We start from the raw sequence: 24,284 nt of genomic DNA on the forward strand, positions 1-24,284 counted from the left end.
CCTGCCTGTGCTCGTGCGCGCTCGCGCCTGCCTGTGCTCGTGCGCGCTCGCGCCTGCCTGTGCCCGTGCGCGCTCGCGCCTGCCTGTGCCCGTGCGCGCTCGCGCCCGTCCGGGATCAGCCCTGTGCCGAAAGCCCCTTGAGGCGGGCCGCCGCCTCCTCCAGGACCTCCGTGCGCTTGCAGAACGCGAACCGGACGAACGGCGCGCCCTGCGCCTGGTGGTCGTAGAAGACCGCGTTCGGGATCGCGACGACACCGCACCGCTCCGGCAGGGCGCGGCAGAAGGCGAAGCCGTCGTGCTCGTCCAGCGGGCGGATGTCGGTGGTGACGAAGTACGTGCCGGCCGGGCGGAAGACCGTGAAGCCCGCCTCGGCGAGGCCCTCACTGAGCAGGTCGCGCTTGGCGCGCAGATCCTCGCGCAGGCCCTCGACATAGGAGTCCGGGAGCCGCAGGGCCTCCGCGACGGCGTACTGGAACGGCCCGGCGGAGACATAGGTCAGGAACTGCTTGGCGGAGCGGACGGCGGTGACCAGCTCCGGCGAGGCCGTCACCCAGCCCACCTTCCAGCCGGTGAAGGAGAACGTCTTGCCGGCCGACCCGATGGTGACCGTACGTTCGCGCATCCCGGGGAAGGAGGCCAGCGGGATGTGCTCGCCGTCGAAGACCAGATGCTCGTAGACCTCGTCGGTGACGACCAGAAGGTCGCGCTCGCAGGCCAGTTCGGCGATGGCCGTCAGCTCGTCGCGCGTCAGGACGGTGCCGGTCGGGTTGTGCGGGGTGTTGAGCAGGATCAGCCGGGTGTCGTCGGTGACGGCGTCGCGCAGCTCCTCCAAGTCCAGGCGGTATGCCGCCGACTCGGTGTCGGGCCGCAGCGTGACCGGTACGCGCCTGCCGCCGGCCATGGCGATGCAGGCGGCGTACGAGTCGTAGTACGGCTCCAGTGCGATCACCTCGTCGCCCGGCTCCAGCAGGGCGAGCAGGGAGGCGGCGATGGCCTCGGTGGCGCCGGCGGTGACCAGGACCTCGGTGTCCGGGTCGTACGTGAGCCCGTAGTGGCGCTGCTGGTGCTCGGCGATGGCGGTGCGCAGTTCCGGGATGCCGGGGCCGGGCGGGTACTGATTGCCGCGCCCGTCGCGCAGCGCTCGCACCGCTGCCTCCCGGACCTCCTCCGGGCCGTCGGTGTCGGGGAAACCCTGACCCAGGTTGATCGATCCGGTGCGGACGGCGAGCGCCGACATCTCGGCGAAGATCGTCGTCCCGAAAGCGGCCAGGCGGCGGTTGAGCAGCGGTCGTCCCATGCGGGTCATCCTCTGCCGGATGGGGCTCTGGACTCAACCGTTCGCGACCAGTCGCCAGCGGTTGGTCCCACGTCCGGCCCCGCGGGGGGTCGGGGCCGCGTGCGGCCCCGGTCCCGTATCGGCGCTCCGCCCGGATTTTCCTTCCCGCCGACCCACTCCTGTTCAGGGGCGGGGTCGGGGAGGCACCGCGAAGGGGCGTCCAGCCGAAGGCGGGCGGCGCCGAGCGCCCTGAAGCTGGGCTCGGCCACGGACCCCGGGTTGCAGTGGCGGAGCTCTGCAATGGGGGTGGGTGGGGGAAACCGGGCGCGCAGCGCCGGGCACGGGCGGGCTGGGAGCTACCGGCCCGCGGCAGCGGAGCCGCGGGTCCGCGGCCATCATCGCCAGAGGCGATGATGGCGGCGTGCGGCTGCATCCGATCACTCCCGGCCTGCTCGCCGAGCGGCTGGCCGACCGCATCGCGGAGCTGCCACCGCAGGGCGGCGGCAGCCGCGTGCGCGTGGGCATCGACGGCCCGGACGCCGCCCACCCGGGCGAGCTGTCGGCCGCCCTGGTCGAGCTGCTGCGGCTGCGCGGCCGCCCCGTCCAGCGGATCCGCGCGGGCGACTTCCTGCGCCCCGCCTCCCTCCGCTTCGAGCACGGCCATGAGAACCCGGACGCCTTCCACGGCCACTGGCTGGACGACGGCGCCCTGTGGCGGGAGGTGTTCGGGCCGCTCGACGCCGACGGCGACGGGCGCGTCCTGCCGTCCCTGTGGGACCCGCTCACGGACCGCGCGACCCGGGCCGAGTACGTACAACTGCCGCCCGGTGGCGTGCTGTTGCTCGACGGGCCGCTGCTCCTGGGCCGCTGGTTCCCCTTCGATCTGACCGTCCATCTGCGCATGTCGGCCGCCGCGCTGGCCCGCCGTACCGCGCCGGAGGAGCGGTGGACCCTGCCGGCCTTCGCCCGCTACGAGGAGGAGACCCGGCCCGCCGAGGCCGCGGACGTCGTCGTGAGCTGTGACGATCCGCGCCGGCCCGCGTGGAGCGGCTGACGCCCCTGGCTCCGCTCAACTCCACCGCTGAAGCTCAGGCCTCTCAACTCCACTGACAAAGCTCTGGACTTGCTCAACTCTGCTTTGGGCCGCACGCGCCAGGGGCATCAGCCACCCACGCAAGAAGCGGGGGCCTCGCTTCGGGGGATGAGAGGAGAGTGAGGGACGATGTTCTATGTTGTTTTCGCGGTGATCGCGGTGTTTGTGCTGGCGGTCATCCTGGGGGCCGCTCGGATCGGCAAGGGTGGTCTGGGGCCCAAGCGCCGCCATGGTGGCCGGCGCCCTTCCGCCGGCACCAGCTGGTGGGCCGGTGCCGGTGCCGGGGACGTCGCCGGCGGTTCGTCCTGCGGCGGCAGCCATCACTCCTGCGGCGGCGGCTCCTCGTGCGGTTCGTCCTGCGGCGGCGGGGGCGGATGCGGTGGCGGCAGCTGATCGAGCTTCGCTCGATGCGTCTGCAAACCGCATCTGACCGCTGCTTATGCAACCGTCCCATGCTTGATCGCATATGCACCCGGTGGGCCGATAAGCCCATCGGGTGCTTGCGGTATGAACAGTTGAACCCCGAAGCCCACTCGTGGATGGAAACCCGGCGAAGATGGGTAAAAGCGCTGTGGGCGCCGGGCAGTTCATGATTCCGTATCCCACCGACCCCTCGTGGGCACGAGCCGGCGATGCGTCCCCCGGTCCTCCACCGGGGTGGGCCGGCAAACCATCCACCGTGTGCTTGCGGAGCCGACCCATGCTCACCACTCTCAAGACTGCCTACACCGACACCCGTGCGGCCGACCTCGCATGGTGTCTGGGCAGAGAACCACTGCCCGCACTGGCCGTGCTGGACCTCGAACTCGACGCAGCCAATGTGCAGTTGCGCCTCCTTGGCGCGTCCCACCAGGTCATCGTCAGGGAAAAGCAGAGAAGTTGTTCCGAGACCGTGGCTTGCCTGCCCGGCAGCAGCACTCCGCTGCCGCTGGGGGTGGCCAAGAGCATCGGAGACTGGGAGTACGAGTTCGCCGCCCGTGTCGAGAGGCTGTCGCAGGGCTCATTCGCGGGCCGCGCCCAGGAGTTGCTGGCGCTGGTCGCAGATCACCCGCACGGCCTGGCCGGCACCTTCCCCGGCAGCCCGCACGCGTTCACCGCGATGCTCGCGCAACGCCACGAAGGGCAGCTGTGCTGGCGCACCTGGCACGCCTACCCACAGGAAGGGCGGCTGGTGGCAACCCGGACGCAGGTGCGGATAAGCGCGACGGCGCGCACGTAGCGCCTGCACGCCGGGTCATGCGCCTATGCGCCGGCGGCCCCGCAGGCGGTGCTCCTACCTGCTCATGTCGTACGGGCGTGCACGGGGACACGCCTCCAATGCACCCCTGTGGGTGACAAGTCCCATGGATGCCTGTGACGTAGCGTTCGCAACATGATCGAGCAGCCTGTGACCCGTGTCTCGTATGAGGCGCTGCGGCCGGAGTCGCAGGACCCGGCGCGGCTGCCCGTACCGGCCGGGCTCGGCCGCTTCCTCGTGCTCGGTGCCGTGCTGATCTGTGCCGCCTGCGGACTCGTCTACGAGCTCGAACTCGTGGCTCTCGCCTCGTACTTGGTCGGCGACTCGGTCACCCAGGCCTCCGTGGTGCTGTCCGTGATGGTCTTCGCCATGGGTATCGGCTCCCTGCTCGCCAAGCGGCTTCGATGCCGCGCCGCCGCCGGCTTCGGGCTCGTCGAGTCGGCGCTCGCCCTGGTGGGCGGCGTCTCGGCGATGGCGCTGTACGCGGCCTTCGCCTGGTTCGGTCAGTCGCGCCCGGCGCTGGTCGGCTTCTCGCTCATCATCGGTGTGCTCATCGGCGCCGAGGTGCCGCTGCTGATGACCCTTATCCAGCGCATCCGGCAGCAGGACGCGGGCGGTGCGGTCGCCGACCTGTTCGCCGCCGACTACGTGGGCGCGCTGCTCGGCGGGCTGGCCTTCCCCTTTCTCCTGCTACCGAGACTGGGCCAGTTGAGCGGCGCGCTGCTGACCGGCGCGGTGAACGCGGTGGCCGGCGGCGCACTGGTGCTGTGGCTGTTCCGCGGCGATCTGACCGTTCGCGTCCGCTGGCTGCTGTTCCTGGTCAACGTTCTGGTGCTGGCCGTGCTCGCCGCCGGCACCGTCTTCGTCGACTCGTTCGAACGGGCGGCGCGACGGGCGGTGTACGGGGCCGAGGTCCGCATCGCCGTGCAGACGGGGGAGCAGGAGATCGTCCTCACCGGCCCGGCGCGCGGCGAGCCCGGCCCCGCGTCCCGCTCGCTGTCGCTCTTCCTCGACGGACGGCTGCGGATCAGCGGCCGCGACGAGTTCCGCTACCACGAGGCGCTGGTCCATCCCGCGATGGCCGGCGGACCGCACCGGCGCGTCCTGGTGCTCGGCGGCGGTGACGGGCTGGCCGTGCGCGAAGTGCTGCGTCACCGGGATGTGGAGTCGGTGACGGTCGTCGAACCCGACCCCGGACTGGTGCAGTTGGCCCGTACGGACCCTGGGCTCAGGGCGCTGAACGACGATGCGCTCGGGGACCGGCGGGTGCGGGTCGTGACGGCGGACGCGTTCGAGTGGCTGCGGTCCGGGGTGGCGGTGCGGGCACGTGGGGCCCTGAGCCCGTACGACGTGGTGATCTCCGACCTGCCCGACCCGGGGATCACCGCCAGCACCAAGCTCTACTCCCGGGAGTTCTACGGGCTCGCCGAGCGCGCCCTGGCTCCCGCCGGGCGGCTTGTCGTGCACGCCGGGACGACCTCGGTGCGCCCGCGCGTGTTCTGGACGGTGGAGGCCACGGTCCGCTCGGCGGGCCTGCGGACCGTGCCCTTCCGGGTGGGCGGGCGGCTCTCGGGATTCTCCGGCGGCCCGGACCGCTCCTCGGAGGCGGGCACGAGCTCGCGTGACTGGGGTTTCGTCCTCGCCGCCCGTGAGCGCCCGCGCCTGCGCCTGCCGGGTGGGCGCGGCGCCCCCCGCCTGCGCTCGCTGACCCTCGCCTCGCTGCGCGCGGACGCCCGCGGAGCCGAGCGTCACCGCATCCCCGGCCTGCCGCCGTCCACGCTGATGCATCCCCGCTATCTGCGCTAGGTGTATTGCCCTGAGAGGTTGGGGACGCGGCTGGCGGGTGGCTGGCCCTTCAGCGCGGTGTGGCCGCGGTGGTGATTGTAGGTATGCAGCCACCCTGGGAATGCTTCGCGATGCTCGTGTTCTGACCGGTAGGGGCGCGCGTACGGCCGAGTACGTATGCGGCTCGTGGCCGCCTCTGTCACGAAGTACGACGGATCTCGCGCAGATCCGGGTGCCGAATCCGCCTGGCTGGGTAGGCTCGATCCCCATGGAGCATGAGGTGTTCGTTCCGTTTCCCGTCGGCACCGTGCGGCAGGCGCTCGCAGACGGTGCGCGCGTCGCCCGCTGCCTCCCGGGATTCCAGGCAGACACCGACGAGGCGGCGGACGCCCCCGAAGCGCTGGCCGGCCGGCTGCGGCTGCGCCTCGGCAGCTCGTCCATCACCTACCGCGGCACCATCCGTATCACCGAGCTGGACGACGGTGATCTCGCGGTCGAGGCCGAGGGCACGGAATCGCGCGGCAGCGGCATGGTGAAGCTCGCGCTGACCGTCCGGCTGTCCCCCACGGACGGCGGTACGGCTCTGATCTGCAGCGGGACCGTACACGCCGAGGGCCGGCTCGCCGAGTCCAACGACGCGTCCGCGACCGCGGCGGGCCGCCGTCTGCTGGACCGATTCGCCACGGACCTGGCCGCCGACCTGGAGTCGTCCCCGCTCGGAGCGGGAGGAGTGGCCGCGCCGGCCGCCTCCGGTGACGCGAGCGGCGAGGGCCCGGACCTGACCTCGGGCGGTGACGACGCCGGCTCGACCGCGGCGGACGACAACGAGCGCGTCATCCCCGCCATCCCTGCGCCCGAGAACGGCCGGGCGGCGGACTCCACCCCCGCCGTACCGTCCGATGCCGCGGACAAGGACAAGGCGGAGAAGGCGGAGGAGAAGGCTGAGGCGGGTGCCGATGCCGCCGCGGATGCGGGGGACACGGACGCCGAGGCGGAGCAGGACCGCTCGGCCGGGGCGGACGAGGGGCCCGCGGGCGCGCCTGCGGCGTCGTCCGTATTCGACACCGAGGTCCCGCCGTCCTCGCTCGATCCGCTCTCCGACGCCGACGACGACTTCGCGGCAGAGCCGCCGGCCGAGGCCGCGCACGCGCGCCGCACCATGATCGGACGTAGCGCCGAGGAGGTCGACCACGCCCCGCCGCGCGGCCGGTACGCCCCCGTGCCCCCGCCCGAGGTGGCCGCCGCCCCGGCCGTTCTGCGCTGGGCGGCTCCCGCCGCGGCCGTGGTCCTCGCCTCCGCCGTCGTGGTCAGCCGTATGCTGCGGCGCCGGCGGTAACCCTGAGGGGGTACGCGTAGCGCCGGGCCCGACGACGCTGCGGCCGGACAGCCGCCCGGCCCACGGTTAGGGTCGAAGGGTGAGCACCCATGACACGAGGACGCAGTCGTCGGCCGGCTCGGGGGTCCGACTCGGCACCGGAGACGTGGAGTTGACCGTACGGCCCGATCTCGGCTGCCGGATCAGCTCGCTGCGGATCGGCGGTACGGAACTGCTGCGGCAGGGGCCCGCATACGGATCGTTCCCGATGGTGCCCTGGTGCGGCCGCATCGACCACGGGCGGTTCCGCAACGGCGCAGAGCAGCACCAGATGCCCCGCAACGCCCCGCCCCACGCCATCCACGGCACCGCTCGCGACGCCGTATGGCGCACCGCCCGAGCGGAGCAGGACTCCGCCATCTTCACCTACGACCTCGCCGAGCCGTGGCCGTACGCCGGCCGGGTCACCCAGCTCGTCGAGCTGTCCGAGGACTCGCTCACCCTCACCCTGGGCGTCGAGACGATCGATGACTCCTTCCCGGCGCAGGCGGGCTGGCACCCCTGGTTTCTGCGCAATCTCGGCCACGGTGGCGATGCGCGCATCGACTTCGAGCCGGCCTGGCAGGAGGAGCGCGGTCAGGACCACCTGCCGACCGGGCGGCGCATCGAGGCCCGGCCCGGCCCGTGGGACGACTGCTTCGGGATGCCGGACGGCGTGGATGTCACGCTCACCTGGCCGGAGCGTCTGGAGCTGAGGATCGCCAGCCGTGCCGAGTGGGTGGTCATCTACGACGAGCAGGCCGAGGCCGTATGCGTGGAGCCGCAGTCCGGCCCGCCCAACGGGCTGAACACCATGCCGCACCTGGTCACGCCGATCGAGCCCCTGGAAGTCTCCACGACATGGGCCTGGCGCCGGCTGGGCTGAGCCCGCTGCGCTCCGTCAGGCCGGGCCCGCCGGGCCGTGGCTGGGCTGGCCTAAGCTCATGGGCATGAGCAACGCCCGTGACGCCCTGCTGCGGCAGATCAAGGACAAGGCCGTGGTCCACGGCAAGGTGACCCTCTCCTCCGGCAAGGAGGCCGACTACTACGTCGACCTGCGCCGGATCACCCTCGACGGTGAGGCCGCGCCGCTCGTCGGCCAGGTCATGCTGGACCTCACCGCCGACCTGGACTACGACGCCGTGGGCGGGCTGACGCTGGGCGCCGACCCGGTGGCCACGGCGATGCTGCACGCGGCCGCCGCGCGCGGCAAGAAACTGGACGCGTTCGTGGTACGGAAGGCGGGCAAGGCGCACGGCCTGCAGCGCCGTATCGAGGGCCCGGACGTCAAGGGCCGGCGGGTGCTCGCGGTGGAGGACACCTCCACGACCGGTGGCTCGGTGCTGACCGCGGTCGAGGCGCTGCGCGAGGAGGGCGCCGAGGTCGTCGGGGTCGCGGTCATCGTCGAGCGGGGCGCCACTCCTGCGATTGCGGAGACGGGGCTGCCGTACTACCAGGCGTACGGGCTGGACGACCTGGGGCTCTAGGCTCGGGATCAGGTCTCTGACCTGCGGATTCGACACAGGGTCGAGGATGGGTCGAGGGTTTCACGTGAAACCGTCGACCCGTATCCGTACCGCCGTCCGGGTTGTGTCCGCGCTCAGAGGATGGGCCGGGTGGACCAATCGTCCGCGTCTGGGAAGATAGGGCCGACGATGACGTCCCCCCTCACCCGCACGTCTCACAAGGAGCGGACAGATGCCCATCGCAACCCCCGAGGTCTATAGCGAGATGCTCGACCGGGCGAAGGCAGGCAAGTTCGCCTACCCGGCCATCAATGTGACCTCGTCGCAGACTCTGCACGCCGCCATGCGTGGTTTCGCCGAGGCAGAGAGCGACGGCATCGTCCAGATTTCGACGGGTGGTGCCGAGTTCCTGGGTGGCCAGTACAAGAAGGACATGGTGACCGGTGCCGTCGCGCTTGCCGAGTTCGCGCACGTGGTCGCCGAGAAGTACCCGGTGAACATCGCGCTGCACACCGACCACTGCCCCAAGGACAAGCTCGACGGGTACGTACGCCCGCTGCTCAAGATCTCCCAGGAGCGCGTCGCCCGCGGCGAGAACCCGCTGTTCCAGTCCCACATGTGGGACGGCTCCGCCGAGAAGCTCGACGACAACCTCGCCATCGCGCAGGAGCTGCTCGCCGAGGCCGTCAAGGCGCGGATCATCCTCGAGGTCGAGATCACCCCGACCGGTGGCGAGGAGGACGGCGTCTCACACGAGATCAACGACAAGCTGTACACCACCGTCTCGGACGCCGAGCGCACCGCCGAGGCCCTGGGCCTGGGCGAGAAGGGCCGCTACCTGCTGGCCGCTTCCTTCGGCAACGTCCACGGCGTCTACAAGCCGGGCAACGTCGTACTGCGCCCGGAGTTGCTGCGTGAGCTGCAGGACGGCGTGGGTGCCAAGCACGGCAAGAAGGACCCGTTCTACTTCGTCTTCCACGGCGGCTCCGGCTCCACGGAGGAGGAGATCCGTACCGCGCTGGAGAACGGCGTGGTGAAGATGAACCTCGACACGGACACCCAGTACGCCTTCACCCGGCCGGTCGCGGACCACATGTTCCGCAACTACGACGGTGTGCTGAAGGTCGACGGTGAGGTCGGCGACAAGAAGACCTACGACCCGCGCGCCTGGGGCAAGAAGGCGGAGGCGAGCATGGCTGAGCGTGTGACGAAGGCCTGTGCGGACCTGCGCTCCACGGGCACGAAGCTGAAGTAATCCCACCGGCGGTGGTGCGGGGCCGACGGCCCCACCCGCCTCGGAAGGGGCCCGGGCCCCGCCCACGCAGCGGAGTCCCCGGCCCCCACCCGCCTCGGAAGGGGCCCGGGCACCGCCCACGCGGCGGAGTCCGGGCCCCTTCGGGTTCCCCGGCCGAGTCGGGGGAAGCTCCGCAGGGGCGGGTGACTAGCCGAAAAAGGGCCGGGCAGGGGATGATCCCGGTATGAGCGACGCCCGGCCGGATCCGGCGCGGGGCTCCCTCCCGGAGCCTGGGACGGAGCCTGCGGGCGCGGGCGCCGAGACCCCGGGGGCCCGGCCGCAGGCGGAATCCGCCGGTGCCGTCCGGCTTTCCGATCCCCGAGGGCGCTGGGTACTGCTCACCACCGTGCTCGGCTCGGGCATGGCCCTGCTCGACAGCACCGTCGTCAACGTCGCCCTGCCGCACATCGGCGCCGACCTGAACGCCGACCTGGCGGCCCTGCAGTGGACCGTCAACGCCTACATGCTCACGCTCGCCTCGTTGATCCTCCTCGGCGGGGCGCTCGGCGACCGGTACGGCCGGCGCCGGGTGTTCGTCGTCGGTGTGGCGTGGTTCGCCCTGGCGTCGATGCTGTGCGGGTTCGCCCCGAACGCCGGAGTGCTGGTCGCCGCCCGCGCTCTCCAGGGCATCGGCGGGGCGCTGCTGACCCCCGGCTCGCTCGCCATCATCCAGTCGGCCTTCCACCCGGACGACCGGGCGCGTGCCGTCGGTGCCTGGTCCGGGCTCGGTGGCGTCGCCGCCGCGGTGGGTCCGTTCCTGGGCGGCTGGCTGGTGGACGGCCCGGGCTGGCGCTGGGTGTTCCTGCTCAATGTGCCGGTGGCGCTGGTGTGCGTGCCGGTGGCGCTGCGGCACGTACCGGAGTCCAGTACCGCGGTGCTCCCCGGGCAGGCGGCACCTGAGCGGTTCGACGTCGCCGGCGCGGTGCTGGGAGCGCTGTCCCTCGGCGCTTTCACATACGCGCTCATCGCCGCGCCCGGGCGGGGCGCCTCGCCCCAGGTGCTGGTCCCGGCGGTCGGCGGGGTGCTGATCGGGGTGGCGTTCGTGTGGCTGGAGCGGCGGCGCGCGGACCCGATGCTGCCGCTGGGGATCTTCTCCTCCCGGCAGTTCACCGCCGTCAACGCCGTGACGCTCGGCGTGTACGCGGCCTTCAGCGGCTTCTTCTTCCTGTCGGTCATCCAGTTGCAGGTCGCCCTCGGCTACTCGGCGCTCGCGGCAGGCCTGGCCCTGCTGCCGACCACGCTGCTTCTGCTGTTGCTGTCCCCGCGCGCCGGTGATCTGGGGCAGCGGATCGGGCCGCGAATCCCGCTCACCATCGGCCCGCTGCTGTGCGCGGCGGGCATGCTGCTGATGGTGCGGGCCCGACCGGGATCCTCCTACGCGCTGGATGTGCTACCCGCCCTGGTGGTGCTCGGTGCGGGCCTGACGCTGGTGGTCGCGCCACTCACCGCGACCGTGCTGGCGTCGGTCGACGTCCGGCACGCGGGCCTCGCCAGCGGGGTGAACAACGCGGTGGCGCGCGCCGCCGGGCTGGTGTCGGTTGCGGCGCTGCCGCTGCTGGCGGGCATGGGGCCGGAGGTGTACCGCTCGGCGACGGCGTTCGACCATGCCTTCCGGCGGGCGATGCCGATGTGCGCGGGGGTGCTGGTGCTGGCCGCGGTGCTGGCGTGGTCCACCGTACGGTCCGATGTGCTCGCGCGCCCGGCGGAGGGCGAGCCGGAGCGGTGCCATGCGGAGTGCCGCTTCCACTGCGGCGTGTCGTCGCCCCCGCTGGATCCGGGCGACACCGGCGACCCCGGCGGGGCCCAGTGCCCGGACGGCCGCCAGGCACGGCGGTGAGGGCCGGCCGCCGGGCGGCGGCGCAACGCGCCGTATGCGCGGCGTCACCTGGTACCCGTCAAGCGAACAGGGCCCGGTTGTGGCGGCTGTGGGCATCCTCTCCAGGCATAAGCCAGGCAGACTTGGTCCATGGCCATTCACGAGAACCTGCTCGGGGGACCGCCCCCGACCCACCTGCCCGACGACCCCGAGCCGCGCGAGCTGCTCGCCACCGGCGCGGCGCCGGCTGAGGTCGCCGCCAAGTACCCGGCCTCCTCCCTGGCCTGGGCCCAGCTCGCCGACGACGCGTTCGAGGCGGGCCGGGTCGTGGAGTCGTACGCGTACGCCCGCACCGGTTACCACCGCGGCCTCGACGCGCTGCGCCGCAGCGGATGGAAGGGTCACGGGCCGGTGCCCTGGGAGCACGAGCCCAACCGTGGCTTCCTGCGTGCGCTGCACGCCCTTGCACGGGCCGCGCAGGCGATCGGCGAGCAGGCCGAGTACGAGCGCTGCACGACCTTCCTCCGCGAGTCGTCCCCGGCGGCCGCGGACACCCTCACCTGAACCTGATCCATACCCGAGGGACAGGGGCCTGCCTGCCGCGTTTCGCCCGGGCGGGCCCTTGCCGTATTCGGCGCCGGGCGCCGATGATGCGCTGTGGGCCCGGCGCCGTGCTGTGATCGCACGAGGTGCGGACCCGAGGGGACCGGGGCTCCGATGCCGAGAGGAAGGGGCGGACCGCTACCCGGTAGCACAACCCAGGAGACAGAAATGTCGCGACCGCCCGAAGCCGGCTCGGAGACCCCGGAGCCGGCCCCGGATCTGAGCATTGGCAGCACCGGCACAACCCCGTACGAGGATTACGTACGGGCGGACATCCTCACCCATCTGCAGCAGCCGCTCTCCGACGACCCTGGCGAGATGGCCTTCCTCGTCACGACCCAGGTCATGGAGCTGTGGTTCACGCTGATCGTCCATGAGTGGCAGACGGCGGCCGACGCGCTGCGTGAGGACGACGTGGAGACCGCGCTGGAGGCGCTGCGGCGCTCCACCCATGAGCTCGAGTCGCTGGTCGCCTCGTGGAAGCCGCTCGCCCACCTCACCCCCGTACAGTTCAACGCCTACCGCAGCGCCCTCGGCGAGGGCTCCGGCTTCCAGTCCGCGATGTACCGGAGGCTGGAGTTCCTGCTCGGCGAGAAGTCGGTGTCCATGCTCGCCCCGCACCGGGGCGCGCCGCGCGCGCACGCCGAGCTGGAGAAGGCGCTCACCGAGCCGAGCCTGTACGACGAGGTGCTGCGGCTGCTGGCGCGGCGCGGGTACGCCGTTCCGCCGTCCGTACTGGACCGGGACCTGACCCAGCGCTACGAGGGCGGCCCGGCCGTCGAGGCGGTCTGGCAGGAGATCTACTCCGGCCCGCAGAACAGCGAACTCGTCCGGCTCGGTGAGGTGCTGACCGATGTGGCCGAGCTGGTCTGGCGCTGGCGCAACGACCATCTGGTCGCGACCCGGCGGGCCATGGGCGCGAAGCCCGGCACGGGTGGTTCGGCGGGTGTCGCCTGGCTGGAGAAGCGGGCGAGCAAGAACGTCTTCCCCGAGCTGTGGACGGCGCGCAGCCATGTCTGAGGTCTCGCAGGGGACGCCAGGGATGGCGCAGGCGCCTGAGGGGCTGTCGGATTCGCCGGCGGCCGAGGCCCGCGAGCTGGATGCCGTGGATGAACTCGCCGCGGTACGCGACCGCTTCGAGCTCGACGACACGGTCTATCTGGACGGCAACTCCCTCGGCGCGCTGCCGCGCAGCGTGCCGGGGCGGCTCGCCGAGGTCGTGGCCCAAGAGTGGGGACGACTGCGGATCCGGTCCTGGGAGGAGAGCGGGTGGTGGACCGCGCCCGAGCGGATCGGTGACCGGATCGCGCCACTGGTCGGGGCCGCGCCCGGGCAGGTGGTGGTCGGGGACTCGACTAGTGTCAACGTCTTCAAGGCGGTTGTCGCCGCCCTGCGGATGGCGGCGGAGGGAGATCCGGGCCGGCGCGATGAGCTGCTGCTCGACGCGTCGACCTTCCCGACCGACGGCTATATCGCCGAGTCCGCCGCCCGGTTGACGGGCAGTCGTATCCGTGCCGTCGCCGCCACCGACATGGCGGCCGAGATCAGCGACCGGACCGCCGTCGCACTGATCAACCACGTCGACTACCGCACCGGGCGGTTGCACGACCTGCCCGGCACGACGGCGGCCGCGCATGCCGCCGGGGCGCTGGTGGTGTGGGACCTGTGCCACAGCGCAGGCGCGCTGCCCGTCGAACTCGACGCGCATGCGGTCGACTTCGCGGTCGGCTGCACCTACAAGTACCTCAACGGCGGGCCGGGCGCCCCGGCGTATCTGTACGTCCGCCGTGACCTGCAGCCACGCTTCGACTCCCCGCTCCCCGGCTGGAACTCGCACGCTGACCCCTTCGGCATGGCGCCCGCCTACACCCCGGCGGAGGGCTCCGTACGGGGCCGCGTCGGCACGCCCGACATCCTGTCGATGCTGGCGTTGGAGGCCGCGCTGGATGTGTGGGAGGGCGTGTCGGTCCAGGCGGTCCGGGACAAGAGCCTGGCGCTGACGGACTTCTTCCTGGAGTGCGTGGCGGCGTACGTGCCGCAGGGGCGGGTGGAGTGCATCACCCCGTCCGCACATGCGGAACGGGGCAGCCAGGTCGCTCTGCGCTGTGCGGGGGCGGGGGAGGTGATGCGCGAGCTGACGGCGCGCGGCGTCGTCGGCGACTTCCGCCACCCGGACGTTCTGCGCTTCGGTTTCACCCCGCTGTACACGTCCTTCGCGGACGTGGAACGTGCGGCGCGCGTGCTGGGGGATGTCCTCGCCGATGCCGACGGGGAGGCCTGACCGTGCCGGGTCAGGATCCGCGCACCGGTGACGGGGCTTTTGCCCCGTCACCGCCGTCCGGTGAAGGGCCGGTACCGGGCCTGGTGACGGCGCGGGGGGCGGCTGGATCCGAGCCCGCCGCGGCCCCGGGCCTGGCCCCTGCCGGGGATGACGGTCTGGTCGGCGCGGCCGCCGAAGAGGAGGCGTCCGCGCTCGGGCATGTGCCCGTGGCGGGCGATGCGGTGGCCGCCTATGGACCGCATCCCGACCAGGTTGTCGACTTCTACGCGCCGCGTGGCGGTGATCGGCCCGCGGCGCTCGTCGTGCTGCTGCACGGTGGGTCCTGGCGTGCGCCGTACGACCGGGCGTACATCTCGCCGCTTGCTGCGCTGCTTGCTGATCACGGCTTCGCAGTGGCCTCGGTCGAATACCGCCGAGGCCCCGGTGGGCCGCCCACGCCGGACACCGGGGCGCCGGACAGCGGGGCTCAGGAGCCGCCTGTGAGCGATGCGGAGCTGCCGGTCGCCGGCCGGTGGCCCGAGACGCTCGACGACGTGGCCGCCGCCGTCGAGGCCGTGCCCGCACTGGCTGCGGCCGCGCTCGGACCGGGCGTCGTCGACCCCGGGCGGACCGTGCTCGCCGGGCACTCCGCCGGGGGCCACCTCGCTCTGTGGGCCGCCGCCCGGCATGTGCAGCCGGCTGACTCCCCCTGGCACCGCGCCTCGCCTCCCCCCGTTCGGGGCGTCGTCGCTCTTGCCCCTCTCGCGGACTTCGCGACCGCCCGGCGGCTGCGCGCCTGCACCGACGCGGTCGTGCAGTTCCTCGGCGGGCCGGAGGAGTTCACGGCACGGCAGCCCTACGCCGATCCGGCCGCGCTGCTCCCCAGCGGCATCGCCACCACCATCGTGCAGGGCGCCACTGACATCGACGTCCCGCCCGGGATCGCGGAGGCGTTCGCCGCGGCGGCAGCGGCGGCCGGCCGGCCCGTACGGCTGGTTCTCCTGGAAGGCGTCGGGCACTTCCCACCCGTCGACCCGGCCGCCCCCGCGGTCCGCACCACGGTCGAGGAGATCACCCGCCTCGCCCGGAGCGCCGCGCCCTAACGCGCCTGCGGCGGGCTCTTCCCCTGACCCGCCGAGCGGGCTGGACGTGTCGGCGGCGCGGCAGGCGGCTGCACACCCGCGCGTTCGGGATCGGGACGACGTCCCAGATCCGTCCGCTGATCGGGGTTGAGCGCCGCCCTGGCGGATACCGTCAGCCCATGACGGAAGCCGCATTCGACCCGTGGTCCCCGGACTTCGTCGCCGACCCCTACCCCGCCTATGCCGCGCTGCGCGAACAGGGCCACGCGCACTGGTTCGACCCCACGAGCCAGTGGCTCATCCCGCACCACGCCGATGTGAGCGCCCTGCTGCGGGACCGCCGGCTCGGGCGTACGTATCTGCACCGCTTCTCGCACGAGGAGTTCGGGAGGCAACCGCCACCACCCGAACACGAGCCGTTCCACACCCTCAACGCCCACGGCCTGCTGGACCTCGAACCCCCCGATCACACCCGTGTCCGCCGACTGGTCGCGAAGGCCTTCACGCCGCGGACCGTGGAGCAGCTGACGCCGACCGTCGAGCGGCTGGCCGCCGAGCTGGTCGAGGAGCTGTGTACGGAAGGCGGCGGCGACCTCGTCGCCCGGGTCGCGGAGCCCCTCCCCGTGGCCGTGATCGCCGAGATGCTGGGCGTGCCGGCCGCCGACCGGCATCTGCTGCGCCCCTGGTCGGCGGACATTGTCGGCATGTTCGAGCTGAATCCGTCGGAGGAGGCGGCCCGCCGGGCGGTTCAGGCCTCGAGCGACTTCTCCGCGTATCTGCGGCAGCTGATCGCCGACCGCCGGAAGTCTCCCGGCGAGGACTTGATCAGCGGTCTGATCGAGGCCCATGAGGATCAAGAGGTGGGGCGCGGTGGGGGTCTCCCCGGACGAAGTCTGGGGGAGCCACCTTGGAAGGGTGGTGGCGGGCGACGGGCGGGACGGCTGACCGAGCAGGAGATGATCTCCACCTGTGTGCTGCTGTTGAATGCGGGTCATGAGGCGACGGTCAACTCCACCGCCAACGGCTGGCTGGCCCTCTTCCGCAACCCGGAGCAGCTCGCTGCCCTGCGCGCCGACCGGTCCCTGCTGCCCACCGCGATCGAGGAGTTGCTGCGGTACGACACCCCGCTGCAGATGTTCGAGCGGTGGGTGCTGGAGGACATCGAGGTCGAGGGGACGCGGATCCCGCGCGGTTCGGAGGTGGCCCTGCTCTTCGGTTCCGCCAACCGCGATCCGGCCCGCTTCGCCGACCCCGACCGGCTGGACCTCGCCCGCCCCGAAAACCCGCACATCACCTTCGGCGCGGGCATCCACTACTGCCTGGGCGCCCCGCTGGCCCGCATCGAACTCACCACGGTCTTCGGCGCGCTGCTGCGCCGGGCGCCGCAAATGCGACTGGTACGCGAGCCGCGGTGGAAGCCGGGTTATGTGATCCGCGGCCTGGAGGAGCTGGTGGTCGAGGTCTAGCCGCGCCCGTCCGTCACGCCCTCCGTCAGCCGAGGTCGCGGCGGCGCAGACAGACCAGCCCCACCGCCGTCAGGACCGCGGCACCCGCCAGCAGCAGCACCGGCGCGGTCGCCGTCACCTCGTCGGCCGGCACCTTCGGCAGGTGGGTGAACGGGGACAGGTCCAGCACCGGCTGGCTCAGCTTCAGCACCGGCCCGTACATCCCGATCACCAGGAACGCCGAGACGAACCCCCAGGCGGCAGAGGTCAGCTTCGGCACCGCTCCGAACAGCAGGACCGCGACCGCCGCCACGAACCACACCGCGGGTACCAGCACCAGCGACGCACCCAGCATCCGCGGCACCTGACCGCCGACGTCTCCGGCGGTCGCCCCGTGCCCCAGGCCCATGCCCAGGCCGCCGGCCAGCAGCACCGCCACGGTGCCCACAGCCGCGACGGCCAGGTGGCTCGCGGCCCACCGCAACCGCCCGACCGCGCCGCCGAGTACGGGTTCGGCCCGCCCCGACACCTCCTCCGTCCGCAGCCGCAGCACCGCCTGCACGGCATACACCGTCGCGATCATCGCGAGCAGCGAGAGCATCGTGGCGAGGAAGGTGTCGATCAGCGTGTGCGCGCCGCCCATACGCCGGAAGGTGTCAGCGAGCTGCTTGTTGTCCTTCACCAGGTCGGCCGCGCCGTCGGCGGTGCCGCCGAAGACGAAGCCCGCCACGGCGAAGCCTGCCGCCCAGCCGTACAGCGGGCCGCGCTGCAGCCGCCAGGCGAGGCCGAGCGGACCGCTCAGCCAGAACCCGGCCTGCGCCGGGCCGGGCCGGGTGCTGAGCAGCCCCGCGTCCAGGTCACGCCGGGTGACCAGGGCGTACGCGCCGGCCGTCAGGGCCGTGACCGCCGCGGCGAGCAGCCCGAAGACCCACCAGCGCTCGGCGGCGAAGGGCCGTACCTGTTCGCTCCAGCCCAGTGGCGACAGCCACACCAGCCACGACGGGCCGTCCGAGCCCGCGCCGTCACCGGCCGCGCGGAGCAGGAAGCCCACCCCGAGCACCGCACAGGCCAGACCCCGTGCGGCCCGCCCGGTCTCGGCGAGCTGCGCGGCGACCGCCGCGACGGCGGCGAAGACCATGCCCGCGAAGGCGAGGGCGAGCCCGAAGGCCACCGCACCGTCGCCGGGTTCGCCCTGCGCACCCAGCCCGGCGGCGACGAGCAGCCCAACGGCCAGGGACGCGCCGAAGGCCATGGCCAGGGCGGCCGTCAGGGGCGCCCGCCGGCCGACCGCACCCGAGCCGACCAGCTCCAGCCGCCCGGTCTCCTCCTCGTCGCGGGTGTGCCGTACGAGCAGGAGGATGCCCATCAGCCCGGCCAGCGCCGTGCCGAAGGAGCCGAATCGCCAAGCGGTGAGCCCGCCGATCGTCGTGGCGTCGAATACGGGACCGTAGAGCGCTGTCAGCGAGCTGTTGCCCGCCACGCTCTGGGCCAGGTCGGCCCGCTCGGCAGCGGTGTCGTATACCCCGGCGAGCGCGGACGCCCCGCTGACGACCATCAGGCCGAGGGCGAGCACCCAGGCGGGGATCATGAACCGGTCGCGCCGCAGCGCGAGCCGGATCAGCGGGCCGGTTCCGGCCGGCACGCCTCGCCGTACCCCGTAGGAGACAGGGATGGTGTTCGTGGTCATCGCGACGGAACCTCTTCCACATCGTCCTGGTAGTGGCGCAGGAAGAGCTCTTCCAGGGTGGGCGGGGTGCTGGTCAGGCTGCGCACGCCGGACTCGCTGAGCTGCCGCAGTACGGGGTCGAGCTTGTCGGTGTCGACCTGCAGCCGCACCCGGTGCCCCCGGACGTCGAGCTCGTGGACGCCGGAGAGGCTGGACAGTCCGTTCGGCGGTCCGGCGAGCTCCGCGGTGACACTGGTCCGGGTCAGGTGCCGCAGGTCGGCGAGCGTTCCGGTCTCGACCGTGCGGCCCTTGCGGATGATGCTGACCCGGTCGCAGAGCGCCTCGACCTCGCTGAGGATGTGGCTGGACAGCAGGACCGTACGGCCGCGCCCCCGCTCCTCGGCGATCAGGCCGCGGAAGACCTCCACCATCAGCGGGTCGAGGCCGGAGGTCGGCTCGTCGAGGATCAGCAGCTCGACGTCCGAGGCAAAGGCGGCGACGAGGGCGACCTTCTGCCGGTTCCCTTTGGAGTACGTACGCCCCTTCTTGGTCGGGTCGAGCTCGAAGCGCTCCAGCAGCTCGGCCTTGCGCCGCTTGTCGAGCCCTCCGCGCAGGCGCCCGAGGAGGTCGATGACCTCGCCGCCGGAGAGGTTGCGCCACAGGCTGACGTCACCGGGCACGTACGCGAGCCGCTTGTGCAGCTCGACCGCGTCCTGCCAGGGGTCTTTGCCGAGCAGCTGCACCGCGCCGCGGTCGGCGCGCAGCAGGCCGAGGAGGATCCGGATGGTGGTGGACTTCCCGGCCCCGTTGGGCCCGAGGAAGCCGTGTGCCTCACCCGCTTCGACGGTGAGGTCGAGACCGCCCAGCGCGCGGGTCCGGCCGAAGGACTTGGTCAGGCCGGACACAGTGATTGCCTTCGTCATGGTTTTGAAATTACGCTTGTTTCACAAAATTGTGAAGTTAAGGAAGCGTATAAACTCGTGGAGTGGTGCCTGAGCAGGCGAGATGATGCGGCGGTGGCAGACGACGTGGTGAGCAAACGCGATGAGGACGCGGTGTCTCGGTTCGTCGAGCGGTTCGCCTCCCAGTTGACCGACGCGGGCATGCAGCGGATGGCGTCCCGGGTCTTCGCGGCGCTGCTCGCCTCCGACTCCGGCTCGCTGACCTCGGCGGAGCTGGCCGAGCGGCTGCAGATCAGCCCGGCGGCGGTTTCCGGGGCGATCCGCTATCTGTCGCAGGTCAACATGGTCTCCCGCGAGCGCGAGCCCGGTTCGCGCCGCGACCGCTACCGGCTGCACAACGAGCTCTGGTACGAGACCTTCACCCGCCGGGACCAGCTGCTGGCCAGCTGGGAGAAGACGATGCGGGACGGCGCACAGAGCCTCGGCCCCGACACCCCGGCGGGCGCGCGCGTGGCGGAGACGGCGGAGTTCTTCGAGTTCCTCCAGGGGGAGATGCACCAGTTGATGGAGCGGTGGCGGGAGCACCAGCGCGCTCGCGGCGGGGGCGGTTCCGCCGGAGCGTAGGTCCTCCGCCGACGAAGTACCGGTGCCGGCAGGTGTGTTACGCCGCCCGCTCGTGAGTGTCCCCTGCCTGCGGACGGCACACCGCCTGGTCGAGGAGGGCGAGCTGCCCCGCCGCCTGTGGCGCGTCACCCAGACCCTGCCCCGATGACCGCGGCACCGGCGGACCGCACCGTTGCCGGCACCGCCGCCGGTCAGCCCCGCGGTACGGTCAGGCGCCACGCCCCCGGCTGCACCGTCCACGTACGCGTACGGACCGGCCCGCCCACCATCGTGTCCGCCCGGTAGCGGAAGTCCGCGCCAGAGACCGTGATGGCCCGTGCCCGCGTCGTCACCGGCGGTGCGCCGTCGCCGTCGTCTTCCGGCTGCACTATTACCCGTGCGAAACCGTCGTCCCCCGCAGCCCTCTCGCCCGGCTGCCGGGTGGACACCGAGACCCCGGCGACCGGCCGGTCCAGATCCGCCAGCAGTACCCCGTCCGCCTCCACCCGCAGCCGGTGCGGCGCGGACTCACCCGTCCTGCGCCCCGCCCCGTCGGGCGAGCCGACCCCCGCGCCCGGCCTGGCCAGCGACCGTACGAGCGAGCGGCACGTCCGCAGGCCAGACGCCCACCACGGCCCGTGCGCACCCTTGCCCCGGGCCCGGTTCGCCCCCGTGGGCGCCGGATGCACCGCCGGGATCGCCAGGGCGCCCAGTACCACCCCGTCGCTGTCGTCCACCAGCAGGTCCAGCCGCCGCTCCACCCCGTCCAGCACCGCCCGCGCCGCGGCCACCGCGCCCGTCGGCACCCCCAGCGACCGGGCCAGCGCCACCGCGGCCGCCGACGCGCCGACCGGCACCAGCGCCAGTACCGCCTCGCTCAGCGCCCGCTCCCGGTGTAGCAGCCCCACGGCCCGCATCAGCGCCTGGTCGTCGCCCACCACCACCGGCCGCCGACTGCCCCGGCGGGCCAGCGCCCGCGCGATCTCCTCAGGTCCGTCCGGCAGACAGATCTTCGTGGATGCCCCCGCGCACAGCACATCTTTCGCGATACGCACGGACTCGCCGTCGATACGGCGGGCCACCGGGTCGATGACCACGAGCAGGGAGCGTCCGGTGGGTGCTGGAGCCGACACCTCGGTCCTTCCGTCAGGTAATCTCTCGGTGCAAGAGCCCCTGTCGCTGTTGCGTCAGGGGCTTCGTCTATCCGGGGCACCGGTTCGACGGCTCAAGTGGCGGCGCAAGCCCCACGCACGTTGGACATGCCCCGCCCGGAAGGGGTGTACGCCTGTGCCCGCACTTGTGCTGCTCGGTGCTCAGTGGGGTGATGAAGGCAAGGGAAAGGCCACCGATCTGCTCGGCGGCTCCGTGGACTATGTGGTGCGTTACCAGGGCGGCAACAACGCCGGCCACACGGTCGTCGTCGGCGACCAGAAGTATGCACTGCACCTCCTCCCCTCCGGAATCCTTTCGCCTGGATGTACTCCCGTCATCGGTAACGGCGTCGTCGTCGACCCGGCGGTCCTGCTCTCCGAGCTGAGCGGGCTGAACGAGCGTGGCGTCGACACTTCCAAGCTGCTGATCAGCGGTAACGCCCACCTCATCACGCCGTACCACACCACGCTCGACAAGGTGTCGGAGCGCTTCCTCGGCAAGCGCAAGATCGGTACCACGGGCCGCGGCATCGGCCCGGCCTACGCCGACAAGATCAACCGCGTCGGCATCCGGGTCCAGGACCTCTTCGACGAGTCGATCCTGCGGCAGAAGGTCGAGGCGGCTCTCGACTTCAAGAACCAGGTCCTGGTCAAGCTGTACAACCGACGGGCGATCCAGGCCGACCAGGTCGTCGAGGAGCTCCTCGGCTACGCCCCCCAGATCAAGGACTACGTCGCCGACACGACGCTGATCCTCAACCAGGCCCTGGACCAGAACAAGGTCGTCCTCTTCGAGGGCGGCCAGGGCACGCTGCTCGACGTCGACCACGGCACGTACCCCTTCGTCACCTCCTCCAACCCGACCGCCGGCGGCGCCTGCACCGGCTCCGGCGTCGGCCCGACGAAGATCAGCCGGGTCATCGGCATCCTCAAGGCGTACACGACCCGCGTGGGCGCCGGGCCGTTCCCGACGGAGCTGTTCGACGAGGACGGCGAGAGGCTGCGCACGATCGGCCACGAGCGCGGTGTGACGACCGGCCGCGACCGCCGCTGCGGCTGGTTCGACGCGGTCATCGCCCGCTACGCGACCCGCGTCAACGGCCTCACCGACTTCTTCCTGACCAAGCTCGACGTGCTGACCGGCTGGGAGCAGATCCCGGTCTGCGTCGCGTACGAGATCGACGGCCGGCGGGTCGAGGAGATGCCGTACAGCCAGACCGACGTCCACCACGCGAAGCCGGTGTACGAGATGCTGCCGGGCTGGTCGGAGGACATCTCCAAGGCGAAGACGTTCGCCGACCTGCCGAAGAACGCGCAGGCGTACGTCAAGGCGCTGGAGGAGATGTCCGGCGCCCCGATCTCGGCGATCGGCGTCGGCCCCGGCCGCGACGAGACGATCGAGATCAACTCGTTCCTGTAGGCCTGCCCGCCCGGAAGGGCTGCCGGCACCACGGCCCCCGGTACGCGACAGCGATCGCGTACCGGGGGCCTTCGCTGTGCGTGCGCTCTGCGGGCACCCCGCCGGGCGAGGAGCCCGCCGGACAGGAGCCCGCCGGACAGGAGCCCGCCGGACAGTGAACGGGTGCCGAGCCCCGGCGCGACTCGGCTCTCGGTGTTCCTGGAGAGGCCGAGTGATCGTCGTCGATGCCTCGGTCTTCGCGTTCGCACTCCTCGACGAGGGTGCGACCGGAAACCGGTGTAGGGCCGCCCTCGACCGGAAACCGGTGTAGGGCCGCCCTCGACCGGAAACCGGTGTAGGGCCGCCCTCGTGGCGGACGACCGCTGGATCGCACCGCAGCACTGGACGATCGAGGTGGCGTCGGCCCGGCATGCGCGCCGTACTTCCCGCCCGGGCCGAGCGCCCTGGAAGTCCTCGAAGCCGCGCAGCGGTTCCGCAACAAAGGGGGAGAGCCGGTGGGCGCGCGCGAGGAACGGCCGGATGTGAGGAGTCCTCTCCCGAGGCTGCGCCCCGTCGAGTGCGCGGCTCAGGGCCGCCCTGCGCGTTTACACCCGCGAGCCGGGACGGCGCGGTGACGCAGGAGAGGGCGCAGGTGCACGTCATGCCCGGTGACGTATTGCCGCCGCTGATGTCGCACGTCCATCCGCCCTGCGAGTGCCCCCGCCGCCGCCCGCCCGCGGGCGGCACCTGAGCCAGGGCCGGGCGGCCCCTGTCTACAGAGCCACCTCTCTCAGGTCCAGCCGCCAGTCCTGAGCGACCAGATGGACGCCGAAGCTCTCATGCTCCTTCTCTGCGCGGACCTCGAATCCCGCCCGGGCACAGATCTTTCGGGCCGTCGTGTGGACGTCCTGGGTCCACAGCGCCAGTTCCTGGTACCCGGCCTCGCAGGCGAAGCGGATGCAGGCGCGGAGGAGGCGCCTACCGATCCCGTGCCCGCGTGCCGCGGGATCGACGAGCAGCAGTCGCAGCCGGCCGGTACCGGGGGCGGTGTCGCGTACGCACATCAGGGAGCCGACCGGCCGGCCGTCCAGCTCGGCGATCCACACCCGTTCGAGCTGCGGGTCGTGGGTCCGGGCGAAGTCGGCGACGATGCGTGCCACCAGGGCCTCGAACTCGGCGTTCCAGCCGTATTCGGCGGCGTACAGAGTGCCATGCGCGTGCACGATCCAGCCGAGCTCACCGGGCTTCGGCTCCCGCAGCTGTACGGTCGACCAGGAGGGCGGCCCGACGAGCGCCAAGCGCAGGGTCCGCATGGCCTCGGTGATCTGCCGGATCTGGGTGCCGTTGAGGTGGCGGAGCAGATCCGCGACGGCCTGCTTGGAGTGTGCGTCCAGCTCGGCGGCCGCCGCCCAGCCGGACTCGGTGAGCCGCACCTGCGCATGACGTGCGTCGACGACGTACTGCTCCCGGACGATCAGGCCCTGCTTCTCGAAGCGGGTGAGCATTCGGCTCAGATGCGAAGCGGCGAGCCCGAGGTCCTCGCGGATCCGCTGGGCGTACGAGGGACCGCCGCGGGCCAGCTCACGCAGAACCCGTGCCTCGCTGAGGGAGTACGGTGTGCGCGCCCGCTCCGGATGGTCGAGCCCAGGGAGGAGCCGGGCGTACAGGCGGTTGAACTCCTGGATCTCGGCGACGCCGGCCTCCCGGTCGCCCCTCGTCTCCATACGACCCCCTCCCCCAATTACCTGACCCAAAGCATGCCTTCGGTCAAGCATCCTGAGCGGTGGCAGAGGGACCCCGCAACGGCTGTGGACAGCCGCCGGTTATTGCCCCGACGGCCGATCTATTCGAT

General features: G+C 72.1%; 22 protein-coding genes and 1 pseudogene. 16 read left to right on the forward strand and 7 right to left on the reverse strand.

The features are described from left to right. Positions 1-115 precede the first annotated feature (115 nt). A complete protein-coding gene (locus ACY34J_RS26830) occupies positions 116-1,297 on the reverse strand; it encodes a pyridoxal phosphate-dependent aminotransferase (RefSeq protein WP_462729211.1) in 1,182 nt (393 codons plus the stop codon). A 400-nt stretch (positions 1,298-1,697) separates the two neighbouring features. Between ACY34J_RS26830 and ACY34J_RS26835 the strand changes: the two genes are divergently transcribed. The 4 genes from ACY34J_RS26835 (at position 1,698) to ACY34J_RS26850 (ending at position 5,412) form a co-directional block, all read left to right on the forward strand. Beyond that, positions 1,698-2,330: a nucleoside/nucleotide kinase family protein gene (locus ACY34J_RS26835; RefSeq protein ID WP_462729212.1), complete on the forward strand. Its 633-nt coding sequence runs from the start codon at positions 1,698-1,700 to the stop codon at positions 2,328-2,330. 168 nt (positions 2,331-2,498) lie between these two features. Continuing rightward, positions 2,499-2,762: a hypothetical protein gene (locus tag ACY34J_RS26840; RefSeq protein WP_462729213.1), complete on the forward strand. Its 264-nt coding sequence runs from the start codon at positions 2,499-2,501 to the stop codon at positions 2,760-2,762. 307 nt (positions 2,763-3,069) lie between these two features. Beyond that, complete coding sequence (locus ACY34J_RS26845) at positions 3,070-3,588, forward strand: DUF2617 family protein (RefSeq protein WP_462729214.1); 519 nt, start codon at positions 3,070-3,072, stop codon at positions 3,586-3,588. 153 nt (positions 3,589-3,741) lie between these two features. After that, entirely contained in the window at positions 3,742-5,412 is a 1,671-nt protein-coding gene (locus ACY34J_RS26850; protein ID WP_462729215.1) for a polyamine aminopropyltransferase, read from the forward strand. On the opposite strand, the pseudogene ACY34J_RS26855 reads toward ACY34J_RS26850, so the two are convergent. Continuing rightward, positions 5,409-5,555: pseudogene (locus ACY34J_RS26855) on the reverse strand (IS481 family transposase); the annotation flags it as partial. The gene ACY34J_RS26850 and the pseudogene ACY34J_RS26855 sit on opposite strands and share 4 nt — an antisense overlap. A 104-nt stretch (positions 5,556-5,659) precedes the next feature. Here ACY34J_RS26855 and ACY34J_RS26860 point away from each other — a divergent pair. From ACY34J_RS26860 to kynU, 8 genes are all read left to right on the forward strand, one after another. Further along, complete coding sequence (locus ACY34J_RS26860) at positions 5,660-6,727, forward strand: SRPBCC domain-containing protein (protein ID WP_462729216.1); 1,068 nt, start codon at positions 5,660-5,662, stop codon at positions 6,725-6,727. 79 nt (positions 6,728-6,806) lie between these two features. After that, a complete protein-coding gene (locus ACY34J_RS26865; protein ID WP_462729217.1) occupies positions 6,807-7,631 on the forward strand; it encodes an aldose epimerase family protein in 825 nt (274 codons plus the stop codon). A gap of 58 nt (positions 7,632-7,689) precedes the next feature. Beyond that, positions 7,690-8,232, forward strand: coding sequence for an orotate phosphoribosyltransferase (gene pyrE, locus ACY34J_RS26870; protein ID WP_462729218.1), 543 nt, complete (start codon positions 7,690-7,692; stop codon positions 8,230-8,232). Positions 8,233-8,443: 211 nt separating this feature from the next. Further along, positions 8,444-9,466 carry a class II fructose-bisphosphate aldolase gene (gene fbaA, locus ACY34J_RS26875; protein WP_462729219.1) on the forward strand — a complete coding sequence of 341 codons (1,023 nt, stop codon included), beginning with the start codon at positions 8,444-8,446 and terminating at the stop codon, positions 9,464-9,466. A gap of 223 nt (positions 9,467-9,689) precedes the next feature. After that, the gene (locus ACY34J_RS26880; RefSeq protein ID WP_462729220.1) at positions 9,690-11,342 is read left to right on the forward strand and encodes an MFS transporter; all 1,653 of its coding nucleotides are present in this window, start codon (positions 9,690-9,692) and stop codon (positions 11,340-11,342) included. Positions 11,343-11,471: 129 nt separating this feature from the next. Continuing rightward, positions 11,472-11,885, forward strand: coding sequence for a DUF3151 domain-containing protein (locus ACY34J_RS26885; RefSeq protein ID WP_462729221.1), 414 nt, complete (start codon positions 11,472-11,474; stop codon positions 11,883-11,885). 207 nt (positions 11,886-12,092) lie between these two features. Next, positions 12,093-12,944 (forward strand): tryptophan 2,3-dioxygenase family protein, encoded by an 852-nt coding sequence (locus tag ACY34J_RS26890; RefSeq protein WP_462729222.1) that lies wholly within the window; start codon positions 12,093-12,095, stop codon positions 12,942-12,944. A gap of 22 nt (positions 12,945-12,966) precedes the next feature. Then, the gene (gene kynU, locus ACY34J_RS26895; protein ID WP_462729223.1) at positions 12,967-14,205 is read left to right on the forward strand and encodes a kynureninase; all 1,239 of its coding nucleotides are present in this window, start codon (positions 12,967-12,969) and stop codon (positions 14,203-14,205) included. Between the two features lie 47 nt (positions 14,206-14,252). On the opposite strand, the gene ACY34J_RS26900 is transcribed toward kynU, so the two are convergent. Then, positions 14,253-14,588, reverse strand: coding sequence for a hypothetical protein (locus ACY34J_RS26900; protein WP_462729224.1), 336 nt, complete (start codon positions 14,586-14,588; stop codon positions 14,253-14,255). 96 nt (positions 14,589-14,684) lie between these two features. Between ACY34J_RS26900 and ACY34J_RS26905 the strand changes: the two genes are divergently transcribed. Both ACY34J_RS26905 and ACY34J_RS26910 read left to right on the forward strand, forming a co-directional pair. Beyond that, positions 14,685-15,287 (forward strand): alpha/beta hydrolase family protein, encoded by a 603-nt coding sequence (locus ACY34J_RS26905; protein ID WP_462729225.1) that lies wholly within the window; start codon positions 14,685-14,687, stop codon positions 15,285-15,287. A 158-nt stretch (positions 15,288-15,445) separates the two neighbouring features. Continuing rightward, a complete protein-coding gene (locus ACY34J_RS26910) occupies positions 15,446-16,732 on the forward strand; it encodes a cytochrome P450 (RefSeq protein ID WP_462729226.1) in 1,287 nt (428 codons plus the stop codon). A gap of 25 nt (positions 16,733-16,757) precedes the next feature. Here ACY34J_RS26910 and ACY34J_RS26915 read toward each other — a convergent pair whose 3' ends face one another. Then, positions 16,758-18,398 (reverse strand): ABC transporter permease, encoded by a 1,641-nt coding sequence (locus ACY34J_RS26915; RefSeq protein ID WP_462729227.1) that lies wholly within the window; start codon positions 18,396-18,398, stop codon positions 16,758-16,760. Continuing rightward, positions 18,395-19,300 carry an ABC transporter ATP-binding protein gene (locus ACY34J_RS26920; protein ID WP_462729228.1) on the reverse strand — a complete coding sequence of 302 codons (906 nt, stop codon included), beginning with the start codon at positions 19,298-19,300 and terminating at the stop codon, positions 18,395-18,397. The genes ACY34J_RS26915 and ACY34J_RS26920 overlap by 4 nt, the downstream gene beginning before the upstream one ends. A gap of 93 nt (positions 19,301-19,393) precedes the next feature. Here ACY34J_RS26920 and ACY34J_RS26925 point away from each other — a divergent pair, with 93 nt between their 5' ends. Next, the gene (locus tag ACY34J_RS26925) at positions 19,394-19,903 is read left to right on the forward strand and encodes a GbsR/MarR family transcriptional regulator (protein ID WP_462729229.1); all 510 of its coding nucleotides are present in this window, start codon (positions 19,394-19,396) and stop codon (positions 19,901-19,903) included. 191 nt (positions 19,904-20,094) lie between these two features. Here ACY34J_RS26925 and ACY34J_RS26930 read toward each other — a convergent pair whose 3' ends face one another. Further along, complete coding sequence (locus tag ACY34J_RS26930) at positions 20,095-21,015, reverse strand: diacylglycerol kinase (protein ID WP_462729230.1); 921 nt, start codon at positions 21,013-21,015, stop codon at positions 20,095-20,097. Positions 21,016-21,169: 154 nt separating this feature from the next. On the opposite strand from ACY34J_RS26930, the gene ACY34J_RS26935 reads away from it, so the two are divergent. After that, complete coding sequence (locus ACY34J_RS26935; protein WP_462729231.1) at positions 21,170-22,453, forward strand: adenylosuccinate synthase; 1,284 nt, start codon at positions 21,170-21,172, stop codon at positions 22,451-22,453. A gap of 752 nt (positions 22,454-23,205) precedes the next feature. Here the strand turns inward: ACY34J_RS26935 and ACY34J_RS26940 are convergent. After that, positions 23,206-24,156 carry a bifunctional helix-turn-helix transcriptional regulator/GNAT family N-acetyltransferase gene (locus ACY34J_RS26940; RefSeq protein WP_462729232.1) on the reverse strand — a complete coding sequence of 317 codons (951 nt, stop codon included), beginning with the start codon at positions 24,154-24,156 and terminating at the stop codon, positions 23,206-23,208. Between the last annotated feature and the right edge of the window lie 128 nt (positions 24,157-24,284).

It is taken from the genome of Streptomyces sp. HSS9-12 (assembly GCF_054963655.1).